Genomic DNA, 18,095 nt, shown 5'->3' with positions numbered 1-18,095 from the left:
CTCTACACCTTCCTCGCGGATACCGCGAGGCTTGGCTCGGCGTTGCCTCGATGCGTGCATCAGGGGTTTCACCGAATTTGAAGGGTTCTGCACCGACCGTTTCCGACCGGGCACTCAATCGTGTTTAAGTCCGCTATGTTTACCAATTTCATCACCCCGGCAAGAGGGCGGACCGGATTCTACCACTGCTTGCTCATGCGTTCCCTTATTCCGCCGCACCGCACCACGACACCGGCCACCCTCGCACGGATTCATCCTTTGTAATCGACATCGGCACGACACCGCCGCCGATTTCGTCCCGCGCCGCAGCATCCCCGATACAATCGAGCCCGCGTCATCCGACGGGCCCAACCGTCTGACGTTTGTATCGTGCCTTTTGCGAAACAAGCGTCGCGAACGTCATCGCGAAGTCACAAACGTTTTCGATAATTTTCCCTGCCGAAAACGTTTACATCGCGTTATTTAATGACCTCGACCATCAAGGATGTCGCTGCCCTTGCGGGCTTCTCGATCGCCACCGTCTCGCGCGCGATCAACGCCCCGCATACCGTCAGCCCCGCCACGCTGCAAACGATCCGCACCGCGATCGACACGCTGCAATTCCGCCCGAGCCCGCTCGGCCGGCAACTGCGCGGCGAACGCACGCGACTCGTCGGCGTCGTCGTGCCGACGCTGTCGAACCCCGTGTTCGCCGACTGCCTGCAAGGCATCGACGAGCTCGCGACCGCGGCCGGCTTCAAGCTGATCCTGATGACGACCGAGTACGACGCGGCGCGCGAGCGTCACGCGATCGAGACGCTGCGCGAGCAGCGCGTCGAAGGGCTGATCCTCACCGTCGCCGACGCAGACACGCACCCGCTGCTCGACATGCTCGATCGCGACGGCCCGCATTACGTGCTGATGCACAACGACACGCAACGCCGCCCGTCGGTGTCGGTCGACAACCGTCGCGCCGCGTATGACGGCGTGCGGCTGCTGACCGCGCGCGGCCACCGCCGCGTGCTGATGCTGGCCGGCTCGCTCGCCGCGTCGGATCGCGCGCGCCAGCGTCATCTCGGTTACGCGCAGGCCCTCGAGGAAAACGGCGTCGCCACGCTGCCGCCGGTCGAAGTCGACTTCAACGCGCCCGAACTGCCCGACGCGGTGCTCGCGCATCTCACCGCCCAGGCGACGCGCCCGACCGCCCTCTTCTGCAGCAACGACCTGCTCGCGATGGTCGTGATGCGCGGCCTGCGCCGCGCGGGCTTCTCGATCCCGGACGACCTGTCGGTGCTCGGCTTCGACGGAATCGCGATCGGCGAATTGCTCGCGCCGCCGCTCGCGAGCGTCGCGACGCCGAACCGCGACATCGGCCGCCACGCATGGCAGCGACTCGTCGAATGCATCGGCGGCGCGACGATCGAACGCACGTCGCTGATCCTGCCGCACGTGGTGCGCGACGGTGCGACGGTCGCGCCGCCGGCCACCGACCTGCAATTGCGCAAGGCCTGAACACGCACGCCCCGCCAGCTCGCCCCCCGACAACCACACCACCCCAGCGCCACACACTCGCCCGGAGACCTACCGTGTCCTTTCGCCTGACCTCGCTGCTGCGCGCGCTCGCCGCGCCGCTCGCCTGCGCCGCGCTCATCGCGGGCGCGCCCGCCGCCCACGCCGACGAATCGGCGATCTGCTACAACTGCCCGCCCGAATGGGCCGACTGGGCCGCGCAGATCGCGGCGATCAAGCAGAAGACCGGCATTCGCGTGCCGTTCGACAACAAGAACTCGGGCCAGGCGATCGCGCAGCTGATCGCCGAGCAGAAGAGCCCGGTGGCCGACGTCGTCTACCTCGGCGTGTCGTCGGCCTTCCAGGCGAAGGACAAGGGCGTGATCGCGCCGTACAAGCCCGCGCACTGGAACGACATTCCCGCGAACCTGAAGGACCCGCAAGGCTACTGGTTCGCGATCCACTCGGGCACGCTCGGCTTCTTCGTGAACAAGGACGCGCTCGACGGCAAGCCGGTGCCGCGCTCGTGGGCCGATCTGCTGAAGCCTGAATACAAGGGTATGGTCGGTTATCTCGATCCGTCGAGCGCATTCGTCGGTTATGCGGGCGCGGTCGCCGTCAACCAGGCGCTCGGCGGCAGCCTCGACAACTTCAAGCCGGCGCTCGACTGGTTCCGCAAGCTGAAGGCGAATGCGCCGATCGTGCCGAAGCAGACCGCGTATGCGCGCGTGCTGTCCGGCGAGATTCCGATCCTGCTCGACTACGATTTCGACGCGTACCGCGCGAAGTACAAGGACAACGCGAACGTCGAGTTCGTGATTCCGAAGGAAGGCACGATCGCGGTGCCGTACGTAATGAGCCTCGTGAAGGGCGCGCCGCACGATGCGAACGGCAAGAAGGTGCTCGACTTCGTGCTGTCGGACGAAGGCCAGAAGCTGTGGGCCAACGCGTACCTGCGCCCGGTGCGCGCGCAGACGCTCGGCGCCGACGTCGCCGCGAAGTTCCTGCCGGCGAGCGAATACGCGCGCGCCAAGTCGGTCGACTTCGGCAAGATGGCGGCCGGCCAGCAGGCGTTCGGCCAGCAGTACCTGCAGGTGATGCAGTAAGCGGCGGAACGCATCGATGCTCGACCTGACTTTCCCGCTGCGCTGGCGCGTCGCGCTCGTCGCGCCGGCGCTCGCGGTGTTCGCCGCGTTCTGGCTGCTGCCGATGGCGGCGCTCGTGCAGGTGTCCGCCGACGGCGCTTTCTTCTCGCAGTACGCGGCGCTGCTCGGCAATGCGCGCTACATGAAGAGCCTCGGCGAGACCGTCGCGCTGTCCGCCGGCGTCACGCTCGCGACGCTCGCGCTGTCGACGATCTCCGGCCTGCTGCTCGCGCGCCGCGAATTCGCGGGCAAGCGCGTACTGCTCGCGCTGCTCACGTTCCCGCTCGCGTTCCCGGGTGTCGTCGTCGGCTTCATGGTGATCATGCTCGCCGGGCGCCAGGGGCTGATCGGCATGCTGTCCGCGAAGCTCACGGGCGACAAGTGGGTATTCGCGTATTCGGTTGCGGGGCTGTTCGTCGGCTACCTGTACTTCTCGATTCCGCGCGTGATCGTCACCGTGATCGCGGCCGCGTCGAAGCTCGACGCATCGCTCGAGGAAGCCGCGCGTTCGCTCGGCGCATCGCCGTGGCGCATCTTTCTCGACATCGTGCTGCCCGCGCTCGCGCCGGGCCTGATCGCGGCCGGCGCGATCTGCTTCGCGACCGCGATGGGCGCGTTCGGCACCGCGTTCACGCTGGCCACCGACCTGAACGTGCTGCCGATGACGATCTATACCGAGTTCACACTGAACGCGAACATCGCGACAGCGGCCGGCCTGTCGATCGTGCTCGGCATTGTCACCTGGGCCGTGCTCGCGCTCGCGCGCCGGTTCACGGGCCACACCGCCGCCGCCGCGGCCTGAGGATTCCTTCATGCAATCGCTTTCCGGCTCTTCCGCGCCGTCGCCGGCGCCCGCTCCCGCGCAGGCGAACGGCATCGCGCGCCGCGCGCCGCGCGTCACCGGCGCGCGCGCGATCGCCGCGCTGCAATGGGGCGTCACGCTGCTGCTGTGCGCGTTCCTGATCGTGCCCGTCGTGATGTCGGTGCTCGCGGGCCTGACCGTCAACTATTTCCGCGGAATCTCGAGCGGCCTTACGCTGCGCTGGCTCGAACAGGTTTGGCAGCAGTATCACGGCTCGGTCGCGCTGTCGCTTTACGTCGCGTTCGCGACGCTCGCGATCGTGCTCGTCGTCGGCGTGCCGGCCGGTTATGCGCTCGCGCGCAGCAAGAGCCGCATCGCGCGTGCGATCGAGGAAGCGCTCGTGCTGCCGGTCGCGCTGCCCGGCCTCGCGTCGGCGCTCGCGCTGCTGGTCGTCTACGGCGGCTTCACCGCGTTCCGGATGAGCCTGTGGTTCATCGTCGTCGGCCACGTCGTGTTCACGCTGCCGTTCATGGTGCGCGCGGTCGCGGCCGTCGCGGCCGGCGCCGACCTGCGCACGCTCGAGGAAGGCGCGGCGAGCCTCGGCGCATCGTTCGTCACGCGCTTCGTCACGATCGTGCTGCCGAACCTGCGGCCCGGCATCGTCGCGGGCGCGCTCGCGGTGCTCACGCTGTCGATCGGCGAATTCAACCTCACGTGGATGCTGCATACGCCCGACACCAAGACGCTGCCCGTCGGGCTCGCCGACACCTATGCATCGTTGCGCCTCGAAGTCGGCAGCGCGTACACGATCCTGTTCCTGCTGATGACGCTGCCGCTCCTCGTCGCGATGCAGTGGCTCGGCGTCGACCCGTCCGGCACGCGCGCACTCAAGCGCCGCCCACGCTGACTCTTCCGCTCTCATGAAACTCGATTCCACTCCCATCACCCTGACCGGCTGCGCGAAGACGTTCCGCGGCACGCGCGTGCTCGAACCGCTCGACCTGTCGATCGGCGCGGGCGAAACGCTCGTGCTGCTCGGGCCATCGGGCTGCGGCAAGACGACGACGCTGCGCCTGATCGCGGGCCTCGACACGCCGGATGCCGGCGGCACGATCGCGTTCGGCAACGACGACGTGACGTCGCTGCCGATCGAGCGCCGGCAGGTCGGCATGGTGTTTCAGAACTACGCGCTGTTTCCGAACCTGACGGTGCGCGGCAACGTCGGTTACGGGCTGAAGATCCGCAAGACCGAACCGCGCGCGCTGCGCGAACGCGTCGACGAGCTGCTCGCGATGATGCGGCTCGACGCGCACGCGGACAAACCGGTCGATCAGCTGTCGGGCGGCCAGCGCCAGCGCGTCGCGCTGGCTCGCGCGCTGGCCGTGCGGCCGCGCGTGCTGCTGCTCGACGAACCGCTGACCGCGCTCGACGCAAAACTGCGCGACGTGCTGCGTCGCGAGATGAATGCGCTGCTGCGCGAGCTCGGTGTGACGACGGTCTACGTGACGCACGACCAGGCCGAAGCGATGGAGCTCGGCGACCGGATCGTCGTGATGGGTGCGGGCCGCATCGAACAGATCGGCACGCCGCGCGACATCTACTACCGGCCGGCGAACCGCACGGTCGCGCAGTTCATCGGCACGCTGAACCGGCTTGCAGGACAATGGCGCGATGGCAAGCTCGTGACGACGGGCGGCGCGATCGTCACGCCGCATGCCGCCGACGAGTGGTTCTTCCGCCCCGAGGACGCGCAACTCGCCGATCCCGCGCATGCGCCGCTGCGCGGCGCGGTCGGTGCGTGCGCGTTCCTCGGCGAGCGCACACGGCTCACGATCGAGCACGCGGCGCCCGACGCACTCGTGATCGACGTACCGGGCCGCATCGCGCTCGCGCACGGCACGGCGGTCGGCCTGACGATCGCACCGGAAGGCCTGATCGCGCTCGGCGCGTGATGCAACAATCAGGCAACACCCAAGTCATACTCAGGCATCACCCATGCACTACCCCACCGCGGCGCACGACGCCGCCCCCACAATAACCAGACGATTCCGAGGAACGACGATGCTGCTTGCTCAAATCAGCGATCTCCACATCAAGCGTCCGGGCCAGCTCGCGTACCGGCGCGTCGACACGGCGGCCGCGCTCGCGCGCTGCGTCGCGAAGCTGAACGCGCTCGAGCCGCGCCCCGATGCCGTGCTCGTCACCGGCGACCTGACCGACTTCGGCCACGACGACGAATATGCCCACCTGCGCAACCTGCTCGCGCCGCTCGAGATTCCGTACTACCTGATGATCGGCAATCACGACGACCGCGCCGGGCTGCGCCGCGCGTTCGCCGATCGCGCCGAACTGCAGGACGGCGAATTCGTGCAGTACGCGCTCGACCTCGGCGCGGTGCGCGTGCTCGCGCTCGACTCGCAGGTGCCCGGCGCGAGCCACGGCGACCTGTGCGACGCACGGCTCGGATGGCTCGCCGCGCAGCTCGACGCCGCGCGCGATCGCCCGGTGATCGTCGCGCTGCATCACCCGCCGTTCGTGTCGGGGATCGGCCACATGGATGCGCTGCGTCTCGCACCCGCCGCCGCCGCGAAACTCGACGCGCTGCTGCGCGGTTATCCGAACGTCGAGCGCGTGCTGTGCGGCCACGTGCACCGCACGATGTTCACGCGTTTCGGCGGCACGCTCGCGTCGGCGGTGCCGGCGCCCGCGCACCAGGTCGCATTCGACCTGCGGGCCGATGCGCCGTCCGCGTTCCGGCTCGAACCGCCAGCGTTCGCGGTGCATCGTTATGCGCCGGAGACGGGAATGACGTCGCACCACGTGTATGTGGACGAAGGCGCCGGGCCGTATCCGTTCTATGAACCGACGGGCGAGCTGGTCGACTGATGGCGTGAAGCACGCACGATGAAGGCGGCGGCCGGCGGGTCGTGCCGGTTTGCCGGCTCGCTGCCTGCCCGGCAGGATTCACGGTGCTCCGGTATGATCGGCAGCCTCGACCGGCAACCGGCCCACCGGCGCGCCCGACGCGTGCGCCGCACGCCGCGCCGTCCAACTCCGCCCGCGCTGCCATGTCCACCGCTTCCACCGACCGCCCGACCGACGCCGCCTCGCCCCACTACTCGCGCAGCCTGCTGTTGCTGCTCGCGACGATCGCGGGCGTATCGGTCGCGAACATCTACTACAACCAGCCGCTGCTCGACAGCTTCCGCGCCACCTTTCCCGACGGCGCGTCATGGATCGGCGCGGTGCCGACCGCGACGCAGCTCGGCTATGCGGCCGGCATGTTCCTGCTCGCGCCGCTCGGCGACCGGTTCGACCGCCGCGGGCTGATCCTGATGCAGATCGCCGGCCTGTCGGTCGCGCTGATCGTCGCGGCCACCGCGCCGTCGCTGGCCGTGCTCGCCGTCGCGAGCCTCGCGATCGGCGTGCTCGCGACCATCGCGCAACAGGCCGTGCCGTTCGCCGCCGAAATCGCGCCGCCGGCCGAACGCGGACACGCGGTCGGCACCGTGATGAGCGGCCTGCTGCTCGGCATCCTGCTCGCGCGCACGGCCGCCGGTTTCGTCGCCGAGTATTTCGGCTGGCGCGCGGTGTTCGCCGCGTCGGTCGCGGCACTCGTCGCGCTCGCCGCCGTGATCGTGCTGCGGCTGCCGCGCAGCTCGCCGACGTCGACGCTGCCGTACGGCAAGCTGCTCGGTTCGATGTGGCATCTGGCGGTCGAACTGCGCGGGCTGCGCGAAGCCTCGCTGACGGGCGCCGCGCTGTTCGCGGCGTTCAGCGCGTTCTGGCCCGTGCTCACGCTGCTGCTCGCCGGTGCACCGTTCCATTTCGGTCCGCAGGTGGCCGGCCTGTTCGGGATCGTCGGTGCGGCGGGCGCGCTCGCGGCGCCGTATGCGGGCCGCTTCGCGGACAAGCGCGGCCCGCGCGCGATCATCTCGCTCGCGATCGCGCTGCTCGCGCTGTCTTTCGTGATCTTCGCGCTGTCGGGTTCGAGCCTCGTCGGGCTCGTGATCGGCGTGATCGTGCTGGATGTCGGCGTGCAGGCCGCGCAGATCTCGAACCAGTCGCGCATTTATGCGCTGAAGCCCGAGGCACGCAGCCGCGTCAACACGGTGTTCATGGTGTGTTATTTCATCGGCGGCGCACTCGGTTCGTCGGCCGGCGTCGCCGCATGGCACGCGTTCGGCTGGATCGGCATGTGCGCGGCCGGGCTGCTGTTCACCGCGCTGGCCGGCTGGTCCCACCATCGCGGCGGCCGGCACGGCTGAGCGCCACCGGCCACCGCGGCGTCACGCGTCGGCGCGGGGTGCGGCCGGTTCGTCGGCGGGCGGTAGCGCGAACGCCTGTGCAGGGTCAATCACGGCCGCGGGGTCCATCACGGCAGCCGGAGTCGGCACCGCAAGCGGGACTGCCGAAGGCGTCAGGATGGGCGCCGCTTCCGGTATCGCGATCTGCTCGGGCGCCGACGAAACGTCCGCAGCCGGCGCAACCGCTACGGTCGCCGCCGCCGGCGAACTGACGGCCGCCGCGCGCGCCGCGGGCCGGCGGGCCGGATCGAACAGGAACGACAACCCGACGCTGCCGAGGATCGCGACGGTCGCGACCACGGTCGCCATCGTCACCGGTTCGCCGAGCAGCAGCGCACCGAGCGCGACCGCGACGATCGGGTTCACGTACATGCAGCTGCTCGCGATGATCGGGCTCGTGTGGCGGATCAGGTAGCCGTACGCGACGTACGCGGCCATCGTGCAGAACACCATCAGGTACAGGAACGCGAACACCGGCCCGGCCATCACGTGTTCGATGCGTTCGCCGATCAGCCAGGCGACGAGCGTCGAAATCAGGCCACCGAGGCCGATCTGCAGCGACGTCGACAGAAACAGGTCGGACGGCAGCTTGAGCCGCGTCGCGAGGTGCGCGCCGCCCGCCCAGAACAGCGCACCAGCCAGAATGCAGATCGTGCCGAGCGCCGAATTCTGCGCCGCTGCGCCGCCCGAATTCAGCACGACGATGCCGACCATCCCGAGCGCGATGGCCGCCCACTCGCCCTTCGTCACCGGCCGCCCGGCGACCGCCGCGATCACGGTCGCGAACAACGGTACCGTCGCGACCATCACCGCGGCCGAGCCGCTGCTGACCGAGCTGATCCCGAGCGCGATCGTGCCGGACGACAGCGCGACGAGCATCGTGCCGACGATCCCCGCATTGCGGATCTCCAGCAACGTCGGCCATTCGGGCTTGCGCCGCAGCGCGAAGATGAACAGGCCGATCCCGCCGAGCAGATTGCGCATCCCCGACAGCAGCAGCGGCGGGAACGACTGCAGCGCGAAATGCAGGCCGCTGTAGGTCGAACCCCAGACGAAATAGATGAACACGAGCGCCAGCGCGACGCGGCCGCCGCGGCTTTGCGGCAGGCGGATCCGGAACGAGAAGCGGGCGAGGAAATCGAGGAGGCGGTCGAGCGGCGTCATCGTGCGACCCGCCCGCACGTCGCGCCGCGTGCCCCGCTGAAAAACGCCGGCAATGCCGGCAAACGGTCCTGACGGGACCGGGAAGGCAGAGCGAACGTGCGGAACGACATGGCAGTGCGAACGGCGACGAAAGAGAACCGGCAAGCGGCGGCAGAGGGACAAAAAAAACGCGCGCAACCGTTTCGGCCGCGCACGCTCGGCATTATGGCATCAAGGATTCGAAAGCATCGTCAGACCTGTCTGAAAGGATAGGGACTGATGTTTCGGCGCGACATTATCCGGCCGGCGGGCTTCCGGTCGGCGGGCCGGTGAAATCCGGGGCCGGATTCACAATGCGCGCGCGTTGCCGGCGTCGGTGCCGATTCCACACGCAATCCATCGCAATCCGCCCCGCTCGAACCCACCATCGGCCTGACGGCCAATCATGCGCGCCGGCCGCTACTTCGCGCTTATCGTGACGGTCGACACGCCCTCTTCCAGCGGTCCACAACCTCCATTCGAAACCCGCACCATCCATACAAAATTTTGTATAATCCAACCATCCTTCCGCCGAAGCCGGTTGTTTTCGTCGGCAGCGCGCTTGACGATCTTCGTGGCTTTCCACTGCCCGCACGGCGCGACGCCGGCCACCAGATCGACCAGGTACAGCGCGGCTTCGCGCCCGACGACTGGAAGCCGATGCGCACCATCGGCGTCGGCGTGCGGGAAATTCGCCTGCGCGATGCGAGCGGCGCGTTCCGGATCGTCTACGTCGCGACATTCGCCGATGCCGTCTACGTGCTGCACTGTTTCCGGAAGCAATCGGCACGCACGAGCAAACCCGATATCGACCTGGCCGCCCGGCGTTATCGCACGCTGATGATGGAGTTGAAACGATGACCAATGAACGCTACACCAACGTCTGGGACGCAATCGAAGGCCAGCCGGCCGAAGCCGAGAACATGAAGCTGCGCTCCGAACTGATGATCGCGCTCAAGCAGCGCATCGCGCAGCTCGAGCTCAGCCAGGCCCAGGCGGCGAAGCAGTTGGGTGTCACGCAGCCGCGCGTCTCCGACCTGCTGCGCGGCAAGATCAACCTGTTCGGGCTCGACGCGCTCGTGAACATGGCGGCCGCAGTCGGCCTGCGCGTCGATCTCCAGGTGCGCGAATCGGCGTGACGCATGAGCGCGTCACGCGCGCCGCTTACGACCCGCCGAACCAGTTGTACCCCTGATCGACCCAGTAGCCGCCCGGATACGTATCGGTCACGAAGATTTCCATGATGTGCTTCGGGTTCTTGTAGCCGAGCTTGGTCGGCATCCGCAGCTTCATCGGGAAGCCGAATTCCGGCGGCAGCCGCTGGCCGTCGTAGTCGAACGCGAGCAGCGTCTGCGGATGCAGCGCGGTCGGCATGTCGATGCTCTCGTAGTAATCGTCCGCGCACTTGAAGCCGACGTATTTCGCCCGTGTGTCGGCACCGACGCGGGCGAGAAACGCGCCGAACGGCGTGCCGCCCCAGCGGCCGATCGCACTCCACCCTTCCACGCAGATATGCCGCGTGATCTGTTCCGCGTGCGGCAGCGCATACAGCTCGTCGAGCGTCCACACGCGCTTGCCCGTCACGCGGCCGGACAGCACGAGCCGATACGTCGACGCATCGACGTGCGGCACGTCGTCGATCGCGTAAAACGCGTTGAACGGGAACGGCCGCGTAATGTCGGCTTCGGTGTAGGTCGGCGCGAGCCGTTCGCCGCTGAACAGCCAGGCCTGCACACGATCGTTCATGCGCGACACTTTCTCGAGGAACGTGTTGACCGATGCGTCGTCCTGCAGCGTGCAGCCGGTGAGCATCGTCAGGCCACCGAGCGTCAGCACGCGCCGGTTGAAGAGGCGCCGCGACGGCATCTCGAGCTCGCGGCGCACATCGAGTTCGAGCGACTTCCGGTCGAGCGTCCAGCGCGGGTCGCCACGCCTGTTTTCGGATTCCGACATGATGATTTCCTTCGCCCGCGGCGTGCGGGTCAGCGGCCGCGCAGCATCGCGAGCAACGAGCGCGGCACCAGCAGCGCCATCGCGACGTGGACGACAAAGAATGCGACGAGCAGCGACATCGCCCAGAAATGCACGACGCGCGCGTTGTCATAGCCGCCGAACAGTTCACGCAGCAGCGGGAATTGCACGGACTTCCAGATCGTGAGCCCCGACAGCACCAGCACGACGAGATCGACGATCGCGGTCAGGTACGCGGCACGCTGCACCGCGTTGTAGACGCTCAGGTCGTTGTGCGAGAGCCGCCCGCCCAGCGCGGCGCGCACGTCGCGCCACACGGACGCCGGCGTGACGGGCAGCATCTTGCGCGCAAAGCGCCCAGTCGCGATCGACATCACGAGGTAGAACAGCCCGTTGGCGACCAGCAGCCACATCGCCGCGAAATGCCATTGCAGCGCGCCGCCGAGCCAGCCGCCGATCGTGATGCCGTGCGCAAACGTGAACGACGGATAGATTGGCGACGCGTCGTAGATGCGCCAGCCGGACAACGCCATCAGGATCGCCGCGAGCGCGTTGAGCCAGTGGCTCACACGCACCCACGGCGGATGGATCGGGCGCGCGGGTGGCGTCGCGGGCGCGCGATCCGTTGCAGGAACGGTTTGCATGATGAAGACTCCAGGGGTGCTGCGACGGGACGCGATGCGCGCGTGCAGCCGGCCGGCCGCGCCCCGCGCGCATCCGTCAGTTCGACGGGCTCATTGCGTCCTTCTTCATCGCGTCGCCCTTCGACATCGCGTCGTGGCCCATCGCGTCTTTCTTCATGGCGTCTTTCTTCATCGCGTGCTTCTTCATGCCGTCCTTCTTCATCGCGCCATCCTTCGCCATCGCGTCGTGGCCCATCGCGTCCTTCGACATCGACGTGCCGTCCTTCGACATCGCATCGTTCTGCGCATAGGCGCCCGTTGCGATCGTGGCAAGAGCGGCGACGCAAGCGGCAATCAGTACGTTTTTCATGACATCTCTCCGAAACATGGGTTTAAGGAGCCGAATAGACGGACGACGTCGCGGGAAATGACAGCCGCTCTGAAAATATTTTTTATGCCGGCCGGACAACCCGTCATGCTGCGCCGCTCGGCCGCCGCCGATCGGGCTGCCGGACCGAACGGCAAAGGCATGTGCTGCGGTGCACCCGGCCTGCCGCGCCGCCCGCCATGTTGCGGCTGCACCGGGATAACCACTGTACGCCCGGTTGAAACCGCCGCAAACCCGGTGTATCGTGTGCCCTTGCTAACGCGGGGGTCCTGCAATGCGTTCGGTCAAACAACCGGCATTGCGGGTGAGAAATACCCTTTGAACCTGATCTGGATAATGCCAGCGCAGGGAAGCGTACGGATTTCGCCGCCATCCTTCTGACGAAATCCGCCGCCTCACCAAGCCTCGTCTCCTGCTTAGCTCGAGCCCCACATACGTCAAGGGCTCCGGGCAAGCGCCGACGCGCCTGTCCGGCGCTCACACAGGAGATTGCATGAACGCCAATCCGAAGTTTCTGTCCGCCGACGCTCATGTCGACGCCGCCGCTGTCGCGCCGCTGCCGAATTCGCGAAAGGTTTATGTAACCGGCTCGCAGCCCGACATCCGCGTGCCGATGCGCGAAATCACGCAGGCCGACACGCCGACCGGCTTCGGCGGCGAAAAGAATCCGCCGATCTACGTGTACGACACGTCGGGCCCCTACACCGATCCGGAAGCCAGGATCGACATCCGCGCGGGCCTGCCCGCGCTGCGCCAGGGCTGGATCGAAGCGCGCGGCGACACCGAAGGGCTCTCCGGCCTGTCGAGCCAGTACGGCCTCGAGCGCGCGGCCGACCCGGCCACCGCCGACCTGCGTTTCCCGGGCCTGCACCGCAACCCGCGCCGCGCGCAGGCCGGCAAGAACGTCACGCAGATGCACTACGCGCGTCAGGGCATCATCACGCCGGAAATGGAATACATCGCGATCCGCGAGAACCAGCGCCGCGCCGAGTACCTCGAGAGCCTGAAGTCGAGCGGCCCGAACGGCGCGAAGCTCGCCGCGATGATGGGCCGCCAGCACCCGGGCCAGGCGTTCGGCGCCGCGGCCTTCGGCGCGAACGCGCTGGCCGAGATCACGCCCGAATTCGTGCGCGACGAAATCGCACGCGGCCGCGCGATCATCCCCGCGAACATCAACCACCCGGAATCCGAGCCGATGATCATCGGCCGCAACTTCCTCGTGAAGATCAACGCGAACATCGGCAACTCGGCCGTCACGTCGTCGATCGGCGAGGAAGTCGACAAGATGACGTGGGCGATCCGCTGGGGCGGCGACACGGTGATGGATCTGTCGACCGGCAAGCACATCCATGAAACGCGCGAGTGGATCATCCGCAACAGCCCGGTGCCGATCGGCACGGTGCCGATCTACCAGGCGCTGGAAAAGGTCAACGGCAAGGCCGAGGACCTGACCTGGGAAATCTTCCGCGACACGCTGATCGAGCAGGCCGAGCAAGGCGTCGACTACTTCACGATCCATGCGGGCGTGCGCCTGCAGTACGTGCCGCTCACCGCGAACCGGATGACCGGCATCGTGTCGCGCGGCGGCTCGATCATGGCGAAGTGGTGCCTCGCGCATCACAAGGAAAGCTTCCTGTACGAACACTTCGAAGAGATCTGCGAGATCATGAAGGCGTACGACGTGAGCTTCTCGCTCGGCGACGGCCTGCGTCCCGGCTCGATCTACGACGCGAACGACGAAGCGCAGCTCGGCGAACTGAAGACGCTCGGCGAACTCACGCAGATCGCGTGGAAGCACGACGTGCAGGTGATGATCGAAGGCCCCGGCCACGTGCCGATGCAGTTGATCAAGGAGAACATGGATCTCCAGCTCGACTGGTGCAAGGAAGCGCCGTTCTACACGCTCGGGCCGCTGACGACCGACATCGCGCCGGGCTACGACCACATCACGTCGGGTATCGGCGCCGCGATGATCGGCTGGTTCGGCACCGCGATGCTGTGCTACGTGACGCCGAAGGAACACCTGGGCCTGCCGAACAAGGACGACGTGAAGGAAGGCATCATCACGTACAAGCTCGCCGCGCACGCCGCCGATCTCGCGAAGGGTCACCCGGGCGCACAGGTGCGCGACAACGCACTGTCGAAGGCGCGTTTCGAGTTCCGCTGGGAAGACCAGTTCAACATCGGTCTCGATCCGGACAAGGCGCGCGAATTCCACGACGAGACGCTGCCGAAGGATTCGGCGAAGGTCGCGCACTTCTGCTCGATGTGCGGCCCGCACTTCTGCTCGATGAAGATCACGCAGGACGTGCGTGAATTCGCCGCGCAGCAGGGTGTGTCGGAATCCGAAGCGCTGAAGAAGGGGATGGAAGTCAAGGCGGTCGAGTTCGTCAAGACCGGCGCCGAGATCTATCACCGTCAGTAAGCGAACGCGGCGATCCGCACCGGAAACGCATCGCGATGCACGAAGCCCGCTCTCGAGCGGGCTTTTTTGCGCATGTCGCGTACCCGCGCACCCACGGGAAACAATTGATTACGAAACCGCGAGAGCCTTAACAAGTCCTTACAGCAGCGTCGCGGGGCGGCGCGTAGATTGGGTTCATGCGTGGCCGCCGACCGGTCGCGCGTCCTCCATTCACTACCACAAGGACAACGATCATGAACTCGATTCGGCGTATTGGGGTATGTGCGCTCCTCGTTGCGACAGTGGCCAGTTTGTCGGCCTGCGATTCGATGTCGAGGCGCCAGCGTGACACGGCAATCGGCGCGGGTGTCGGCGGCGTCGCCGGCGCGGCGATCGGCGGCAGTGCGCTGTCGACGCTGGGCGGCGCGGCGGCCGGCGGCATCATCGGTAACCAGGTCGGCAAGTAAGCCGGCCACGCGCCGCGACAGTCGGCCGGACGGCGTTTCCGCAGTGCGGAAGCGCCGTTTTCGCAGGCGGCGCCGCGACGCGCGCGGCAGCGGCCCGGAAATGATCCGTTACCGTTTTGCACACCGTGTCATCGGTGCGCGGCCTAAGCTTAAGCATCTGCCGATTGCCGGCTCCGCCGGAGAGACATCATGAACAGGACCCTCGTCGCCGCGGCGCTCGCCTGCGCGACGCTCGCCGGCTGCTACTACCCGTACGGCTATTATCCTGGCGGCTATTACGCGGCCGCACCGGTGCAGCCGGCGCCCGTGTACGTCGATCCGGGCCCCGCCTACTACTACCCGGCGCCGGCGTATGCGCCCGCGTGGGGCGGTTATTGGGGACCGGCGCTATCGCTCAATTTCGGCTTCGGTGGACGCGGCGGCTGGCGCCATCACTGAGCGGGCTGCGCCGCCGCCAGACGGCGAAATTTCCGTTTCTTGTCGTTTCATCGAATCGTGAAACGACGGCGAGGTAACGGGGTGTAAGATTCTCCGCATCCCGTCCTCCTCCGCCCCTCGATCGATGTCGCCCAAGAACGCCATTCTGCTGACCGTGCTCGCTGCCCTGTGGGGCGCGTCGTTCCTGTTCATCCGGGTCGGCGTCGTCGATTTCGGCGTCGCGCCGCTGATGGCGCTGCGCGTGGGCATCGGCGCGCTGTTTCTCACGGGCTTCGCGCTGACGCGCTTCAAACCCGCCGATCTCGGCGCCCGGCTGCGTCGTCATGCGTGGCCGTTGTTTGTCGTCGGCGCGCTGAACTCGGGTATTCCGTTCTGCCTGTTCGCGTTCGCCGAACTGACGCTGTCGGCCGGCCTGACGTCGGTGATCAACGCGACGACGCCGCTCTGGGGCGCGCTCGTGGCGTACCTGTGGCTGAAGGACAAGCTGTCGCTGCCGCGCGCGCTCGGTCTCGTGATCGGTTTTGCCGGCGTGCTCACGCTCGTGTGGAACCAGATCGCGAATGCGCACGGCGACACGGGCGCCAGCGCGACCGCACTCGCCGCCGCCGCCGCGCTCGGCGCGACGCTGCTGTACGGCATCGCGGCCAATTACACGAAGCGCAAACTCAGCGGCGTCGATCCGCTCGTCAACGCGGCCGGCAGCATGATCGGCTCGACCATCCTGCTGCTGCCGTTCGCGATCGCCACCTGGCCGGCCGCGCCGGTCAGTGCGCACGCATGGGGCGCCGTGCTCAGCCTCGGCGTCGCATGCACGGGCATCGCGTATTTCATCTTCTTCTACCTGATCGCGCACGTCGGCCCCGCCCGTGCGATTACCGTGACGTTCGTGATCCCCGTGTTCGGCCTGCTGTGGGGCGCGCTGTTCCTCGGCGAACACGTGACGGCCGTGATGATCGAGGGCTGCGCGATCGTGCTCGTCGGCACCGCGCTCGCGACCGGTGCGATCAAGCGGATTCCCGGTCTCGGGCCGCGAAGCGGCGAAGCGACCTGAGGATTCGGGCGCGCGCGGCCGCCCGGCTCACGGTGCGCGCCGGCGGCCGGGCAAAGTCTGTTCGCCGGCGAACACGTGACGGCCGTGATGATCGAGGGCTGCGCGATCGTGCTCGTCGGCACCGCGCTCGCGACCGGTGCGATCAAGCGGATTCCCGGTCTCGGGCCGCGAAGCGGCGAAGCGACCTGAGGATTCGGGCGCGCGCGCGGCCGCCCGGCTCACGGTGCGCGCCGACGGCCGGGCAAAGACTGTTCGCCGGCGTGCCGGCATTCTTCTGACGGTGACGCGCGCACGCGGCCGAGCCCCGCTGCGTGCCGGCGCCGGCCTGGCCGCGGCCGCGCACCGGGTGCGTCTGGAATTTCCCTGATACGCGGGCCGTCGCATTCCAGTTACACTTCGAACACTCATCCGCAGAAGGCGGTCACGATGCCCCACGTTCTTTCGCGTCCACGTTCGCGTGCGACGGCTTCAGCGTGGCGGCGCGACGCAGCCCCGCCGCTCGCCCCTGGGCACCGTTGACATGAAGCCCGCCCGCGACCTATCCCTCGAATCCCTGCTCGAACGCCTCACGCCGACGCCCAGCGGCTGGCTCGCCACCTATCGCACCACGACGCTGCGCAGCGTGTTCCAGCCCGTGCTGTCGATCACGCACAAGCGCGTCGTTGGTTACGAGGCGCTGCTGCGCGTCGTCGACGCGAACGGTGTGCTGGTCTCGCCCACCGCGCTGTTCGACAAGACACGCGGCGACGCCGATGCACTGCTGCTCGATCGGCTCGCGCGCTGCCTGCACACGGCCAACTTCGTCGCGCAGGGCATCGGCGACGGCTGGCTGTTCCTGAACGTGACGCCGCGCGTGCTCGATTCGGGCCTCGTGCAGCGCGAGTTCGTCGAGGCGCTGTGCCGGCATTTCGCGCTGACGCCGAACCGGATCGTGCTGGAAGTCGTCGAACAGCCGTCACGCGACGAAGCCGCGCTCGCCCGTACGATCGACATGATCCAGCATCGCGACTTCCTGATCGCGATCGACGATTTCGGCACGGGCTTCTCGAACTTCGACCGCGTGTGGCGTGCGCGACCCGACATCGTCAAGCTGGATCGTTCGCTGGTCGAGCGCTCGACCGGGTCGGCCGACGATCGGCGCATCATGCATCACCTCGTGTCGATGCTGCACCAGGCCGGCGCAATGGTGCTTGCCGAGGGCGTCGAAAGCGACGACGCGTTGCAGTCGCTGATGGAGGCCGACATCGATTTCGTGCAGGGCTTCCAGTTCGGCCAGCCCGATATGTCGATCGCTAACGCGAGCGCGGCGGCACCCGCAATGCTCGATGCCGCGTGGCAGCGCTTCATCGCCCGCCGGCACACGCCGGTCATCGCCGAACAGCCGGGCTTCGACGCGATCGAGCGGCTCGTGCTCGCCGGCGCGGCCGCGTTCTCCGCGAGCGGCAGCCTGCAGGACGCCGCGCAACGCGTGTTCGCGGTGCCGGCCGCGCGCCGCGTGTTCGTCACCGACGAGATCGGCGAGCAGTTCCTGCCGTCGATCGGTGCACGGTCCGACGACGGCCAGCCGAACGTCGCCCGCCTCGCGCCGCTCTTTCCGGAAACCCACAGCAACTGGTCGCGGCGCCCGTACTTCCAGCGCGCGATCGCCGCCCCCGGGCGCGTCGCGCTGATGGGCCCGCACTTCTCGCTGACGGAAGGCCGCGATTGTTATACGGCCGCCGTCGCGATCCGCGCGCAGAGCCGGCTCATCGTGTTCTGCGTCGACTTCGTGCTCGACAGCGCGGGCACCGTGATGCGGTAGCCGGCGCCGCGGCGTGTGCGCGACCGCG

At 67.8% G+C, this 18,095-nt stretch carries 18 protein-coding genes, 1 pseudogene and 1 riboswitch; of the genes and pseudogenes, 15 read left to right on the top strand and 4 right to left on the bottom strand.

The window, feature by feature from the left end; all coding sequences use genetic code 11:
• Positions 1 to 465: 465 nt before the first annotated feature.
• The 7 genes from H3H55_RS06130 to H3H55_RS06100 all read left to right on the top strand — a co-directional run bounded on the left by H3H55_RS06130 (position 466) and on the right by H3H55_RS06100 (position 7,703).
• A complete protein-coding gene (locus H3H55_RS06130; protein WP_193097986.1) occupies positions 466 to 1,491 on the top strand; it encodes a substrate-binding domain-containing protein in 1,026 nt (341 codons plus the stop codon).
• Between the two features lie 74 nt (positions 1,492 to 1,565).
• The gene (locus H3H55_RS06125) at positions 1,566 to 2,594 is read left to right on the top strand and encodes an ABC transporter substrate-binding protein (protein ID WP_193097985.1); all 1,029 of its coding nucleotides are present in this window, start codon (positions 1,566 to 1,568) and stop codon (positions 2,592 to 2,594) included.
• Positions 2,595 to 2,610: 16 nt separating this feature from the next.
• Entirely contained in the window at positions 2,611 to 3,435 is an 825-nt protein-coding gene (locus H3H55_RS06120) for an ABC transporter permease (protein WP_193097984.1), read from the top strand.
• Positions 3,436 to 3,445: 10 nt separating this feature from the next.
• Positions 3,446 to 4,342, top strand: coding sequence for an ABC transporter permease (locus H3H55_RS06115; protein ID WP_193097983.1), 897 nt, complete (start codon positions 3,446 to 3,448; stop codon positions 4,340 to 4,342).
• A gap of 13 nt (positions 4,343 to 4,355) precedes the next feature.
• Positions 4,356 to 5,387 carry an ABC transporter ATP-binding protein gene (locus H3H55_RS06110; RefSeq protein WP_129514156.1) on the top strand — a complete coding sequence of 344 codons (1,032 nt, stop codon included), beginning with the start codon at positions 4,356 to 4,358 and terminating at the stop codon, positions 5,385 to 5,387.
• A 109-nt stretch (positions 5,388 to 5,496) separates the two neighbouring features.
• Complete coding sequence (locus H3H55_RS06105) at positions 5,497 to 6,321, top strand: phosphodiesterase (RefSeq protein ID WP_193097982.1); 825 nt, start codon at positions 5,497 to 5,499, stop codon at positions 6,319 to 6,321.
• Positions 6,322 to 6,503: 182 nt separating this feature from the next.
• Complete coding sequence (locus H3H55_RS06100; RefSeq protein ID WP_193097981.1) at positions 6,504 to 7,703, top strand: MFS transporter; 1,200 nt, start codon at positions 6,504 to 6,506, stop codon at positions 7,701 to 7,703.
• Positions 7,704 to 7,724: 21 nt separating this feature from the next.
• Here H3H55_RS06100 and H3H55_RS06095 read toward each other — a convergent pair whose 3' ends face one another.
• Positions 7,725 to 8,906, bottom strand: a complete 1,182-nt coding sequence (locus H3H55_RS06095; RefSeq protein ID WP_193097980.1) for an EamA family transporter — start codon at positions 8,904 to 8,906, stop codon at positions 7,725 to 7,727.
• Between the two features lie 525 nt (positions 8,907 to 9,431).
• Between H3H55_RS06095 and H3H55_RS06090 the strand changes: the two genes are divergently transcribed.
• Positions 9,432 to 9,785, top strand: coding sequence for a type II toxin-antitoxin system RelE/ParE family toxin (locus H3H55_RS06090; RefSeq protein WP_129514152.1), 354 nt, complete (start codon positions 9,432 to 9,434; stop codon positions 9,783 to 9,785).
• Positions 9,782 to 10,063 carry a helix-turn-helix domain-containing protein gene (locus H3H55_RS06085; protein WP_129514151.1) on the top strand — a complete coding sequence of 94 codons (282 nt, stop codon included), beginning with the start codon at positions 9,782 to 9,784 and terminating at the stop codon, positions 10,061 to 10,063. The genes H3H55_RS06090 and H3H55_RS06085 overlap by 4 nt, the downstream gene beginning before the upstream one ends.
• 25 nt (positions 10,064 to 10,088) lie before the next feature.
• On the opposite strand, the gene H3H55_RS06080 is transcribed toward H3H55_RS06085, so the two are convergent.
• From H3H55_RS06080 to H3H55_RS06070, 3 genes are all read right to left on the bottom strand, one after another.
• Positions 10,089 to 10,877 carry a molybdopterin-dependent oxidoreductase gene (locus H3H55_RS06080; RefSeq protein WP_193097979.1) on the bottom strand — a complete coding sequence of 263 codons (789 nt, stop codon included), beginning with the start codon at positions 10,875 to 10,877 and terminating at the stop codon, positions 10,089 to 10,091.
• A gap of 29 nt (positions 10,878 to 10,906) precedes the next feature.
• Positions 10,907 to 11,539 carry a cytochrome b/b6 domain-containing protein gene (locus H3H55_RS06075; protein ID WP_129514149.1) on the bottom strand — a complete coding sequence of 211 codons (633 nt, stop codon included), beginning with the start codon at positions 11,537 to 11,539 and terminating at the stop codon, positions 10,907 to 10,909.
• Positions 11,540 to 11,615: 76 nt separating this feature from the next.
• Positions 11,616 to 11,888, bottom strand: coding sequence for a pentapeptide MXKDX repeat protein (locus H3H55_RS06070; protein WP_048251308.1), 273 nt, complete (start codon positions 11,886 to 11,888; stop codon positions 11,616 to 11,618).
• Between the two features lie 270 nt (positions 11,889 to 12,158).
• Positions 12,159 to 12,275: riboswitch (TPP riboswitch) on the top strand.
• Between the two features lie 124 nt (positions 12,276 to 12,399).
• Between H3H55_RS06070 and thiC the strand changes: the two genes are divergently transcribed.
• The 6 genes and pseudogenes from thiC to H3H55_RS06040 all read left to right on the top strand — a co-directional run bounded on the left by thiC (position 12,400) and on the right by H3H55_RS06040 (position 18,067).
• A complete protein-coding gene (gene thiC / locus H3H55_RS06065) occupies positions 12,400 to 14,331 on the top strand; it encodes a phosphomethylpyrimidine synthase ThiC (protein ID WP_193097978.1) in 1,932 nt (643 codons plus the stop codon).
• 233 nt (positions 14,332 to 14,564) lie between these two features.
• Entirely contained in the window at positions 14,565 to 14,777 is a 213-nt protein-coding gene (locus tag H3H55_RS06060; RefSeq protein WP_048251306.1) for a glycine zipper 2TM domain-containing protein, read from the top strand.
• Positions 14,778 to 14,966: 189 nt separating this feature from the next.
• Positions 14,967 to 15,215, top strand: coding sequence for a hypothetical protein (locus tag H3H55_RS06055; protein ID WP_193097977.1), 249 nt, complete (start codon positions 14,967 to 14,969; stop codon positions 15,213 to 15,215).
• A 124-nt stretch (positions 15,216 to 15,339) separates the two neighbouring features.
• Positions 15,340 to 16,266 carry a DMT family transporter gene (locus tag H3H55_RS06050; RefSeq protein ID WP_193097976.1) on the top strand — a complete coding sequence of 309 codons (927 nt, stop codon included), beginning with the start codon at positions 15,340 to 15,342 and terminating at the stop codon, positions 16,264 to 16,266.
• A gap of 54 nt (positions 16,267 to 16,320) precedes the next feature.
• Positions 16,321 to 16,455 (top strand): annotated as a pseudogene (locus H3H55_RS06045) (EamA/RhaT family transporter); the annotation flags it as partial.
• A gap of 331 nt (positions 16,456 to 16,786) precedes the next feature.
• The gene (locus H3H55_RS06040; RefSeq protein WP_193097975.1) at positions 16,787 to 18,067 is read left to right on the top strand and encodes an EAL domain-containing protein; all 1,281 of its coding nucleotides are present in this window, start codon (positions 16,787 to 16,789) and stop codon (positions 18,065 to 18,067) included.
• Positions 18,068 to 18,095: the final 28 nt, after the last annotated feature.

This window comes from Burkholderia sp. Z1 (assembly GCF_014893795.1).
Taxonomy (GTDB): Bacteria; Pseudomonadota; Gammaproteobacteria; order Burkholderiales; family Burkholderiaceae; genus Burkholderia; species Burkholderia theae.
This window is presented reverse-complemented; position numbering and strand designations above follow the sequence as displayed.

Bases quoted from the DNA above. Each gene is read 5' to 3' on its own strand.
- H3H55_RS06130 (WP_193097986.1), top strand. From the start codon at position 466: ATGACCTCGACCATCAAGGATGTCGCTGCCCTTGCGGGCTTCTCGATC.
- H3H55_RS06120 (WP_193097984.1), top strand. From the start codon at position 2,611: ATGCTCGACCTGACTTTCCCGCTGCGCTGGCGCGTCGCGCTCGTCGCG.
- H3H55_RS06115 (WP_193097983.1), top strand. From the start codon at position 3,446: ATGCAATCGCTTTCCGGCTCTTCCGCGCCGTCGCCGGCGCCCGCTCCC.
- H3H55_RS06110 (WP_129514156.1), top strand. From the start codon at position 4,356: ATGAAACTCGATTCCACTCCCATCACCCTGACCGGCTGCGCGAAGACG.
- H3H55_RS06105 (WP_193097982.1), top strand. From the start codon at position 5,497: ATGCTGCTTGCTCAAATCAGCGATCTCCACATCAAGCGTCCGGGCCAG.
- H3H55_RS06100 (WP_193097981.1), top strand. From the start codon at position 6,504: ATGTCCACCGCTTCCACCGACCGCCCGACCGACGCCGCCTCGCCCCAC.
- H3H55_RS06095 (WP_193097980.1), bottom strand. From the start codon at position 8,906: ATGACGCCGCTCGACCGCCTCCTCGATTTCCTCGCCCGCTTCTCGTTC.
- H3H55_RS06085 (WP_129514151.1), top strand. From the start codon at position 9,782: ATGACCAATGAACGCTACACCAACGTCTGGGACGCAATCGAAGGCCAG.
- H3H55_RS06080 (WP_193097979.1), bottom strand. From the start codon at position 10,877: ATGTCGGAATCCGAAAACAGGCGTGGCGACCCGCGCTGGACGCTCGAC.
- H3H55_RS06075 (WP_129514149.1), bottom strand. From the start codon at position 11,539: ATGCAAACCGTTCCTGCAACGGATCGCGCGCCCGCGACGCCACCCGCG.
- H3H55_RS06070 (WP_048251308.1), bottom strand. From the start codon at position 11,888: ATGAAAAACGTACTGATTGCCGCTTGCGTCGCCGCTCTTGCCACGATC.
- thiC (WP_193097978.1), top strand. From the start codon at position 12,400: ATGAACGCCAATCCGAAGTTTCTGTCCGCCGACGCTCATGTCGACGCC.
- H3H55_RS06060 (WP_048251306.1), top strand. From the start codon at position 14,565: ATGAACTCGATTCGGCGTATTGGGGTATGTGCGCTCCTCGTTGCGACA.
- H3H55_RS06055 (WP_193097977.1), top strand. From the start codon at position 14,967: ATGAACAGGACCCTCGTCGCCGCGGCGCTCGCCTGCGCGACGCTCGCC.
- H3H55_RS06050 (WP_193097976.1), top strand. From the start codon at position 15,340: ATGTCGCCCAAGAACGCCATTCTGCTGACCGTGCTCGCTGCCCTGTGG.
- H3H55_RS06040 (WP_193097975.1), top strand. From the start codon at position 16,787: ATGAAGCCCGCCCGCGACCTATCCCTCGAATCCCTGCTCGAACGCCTC.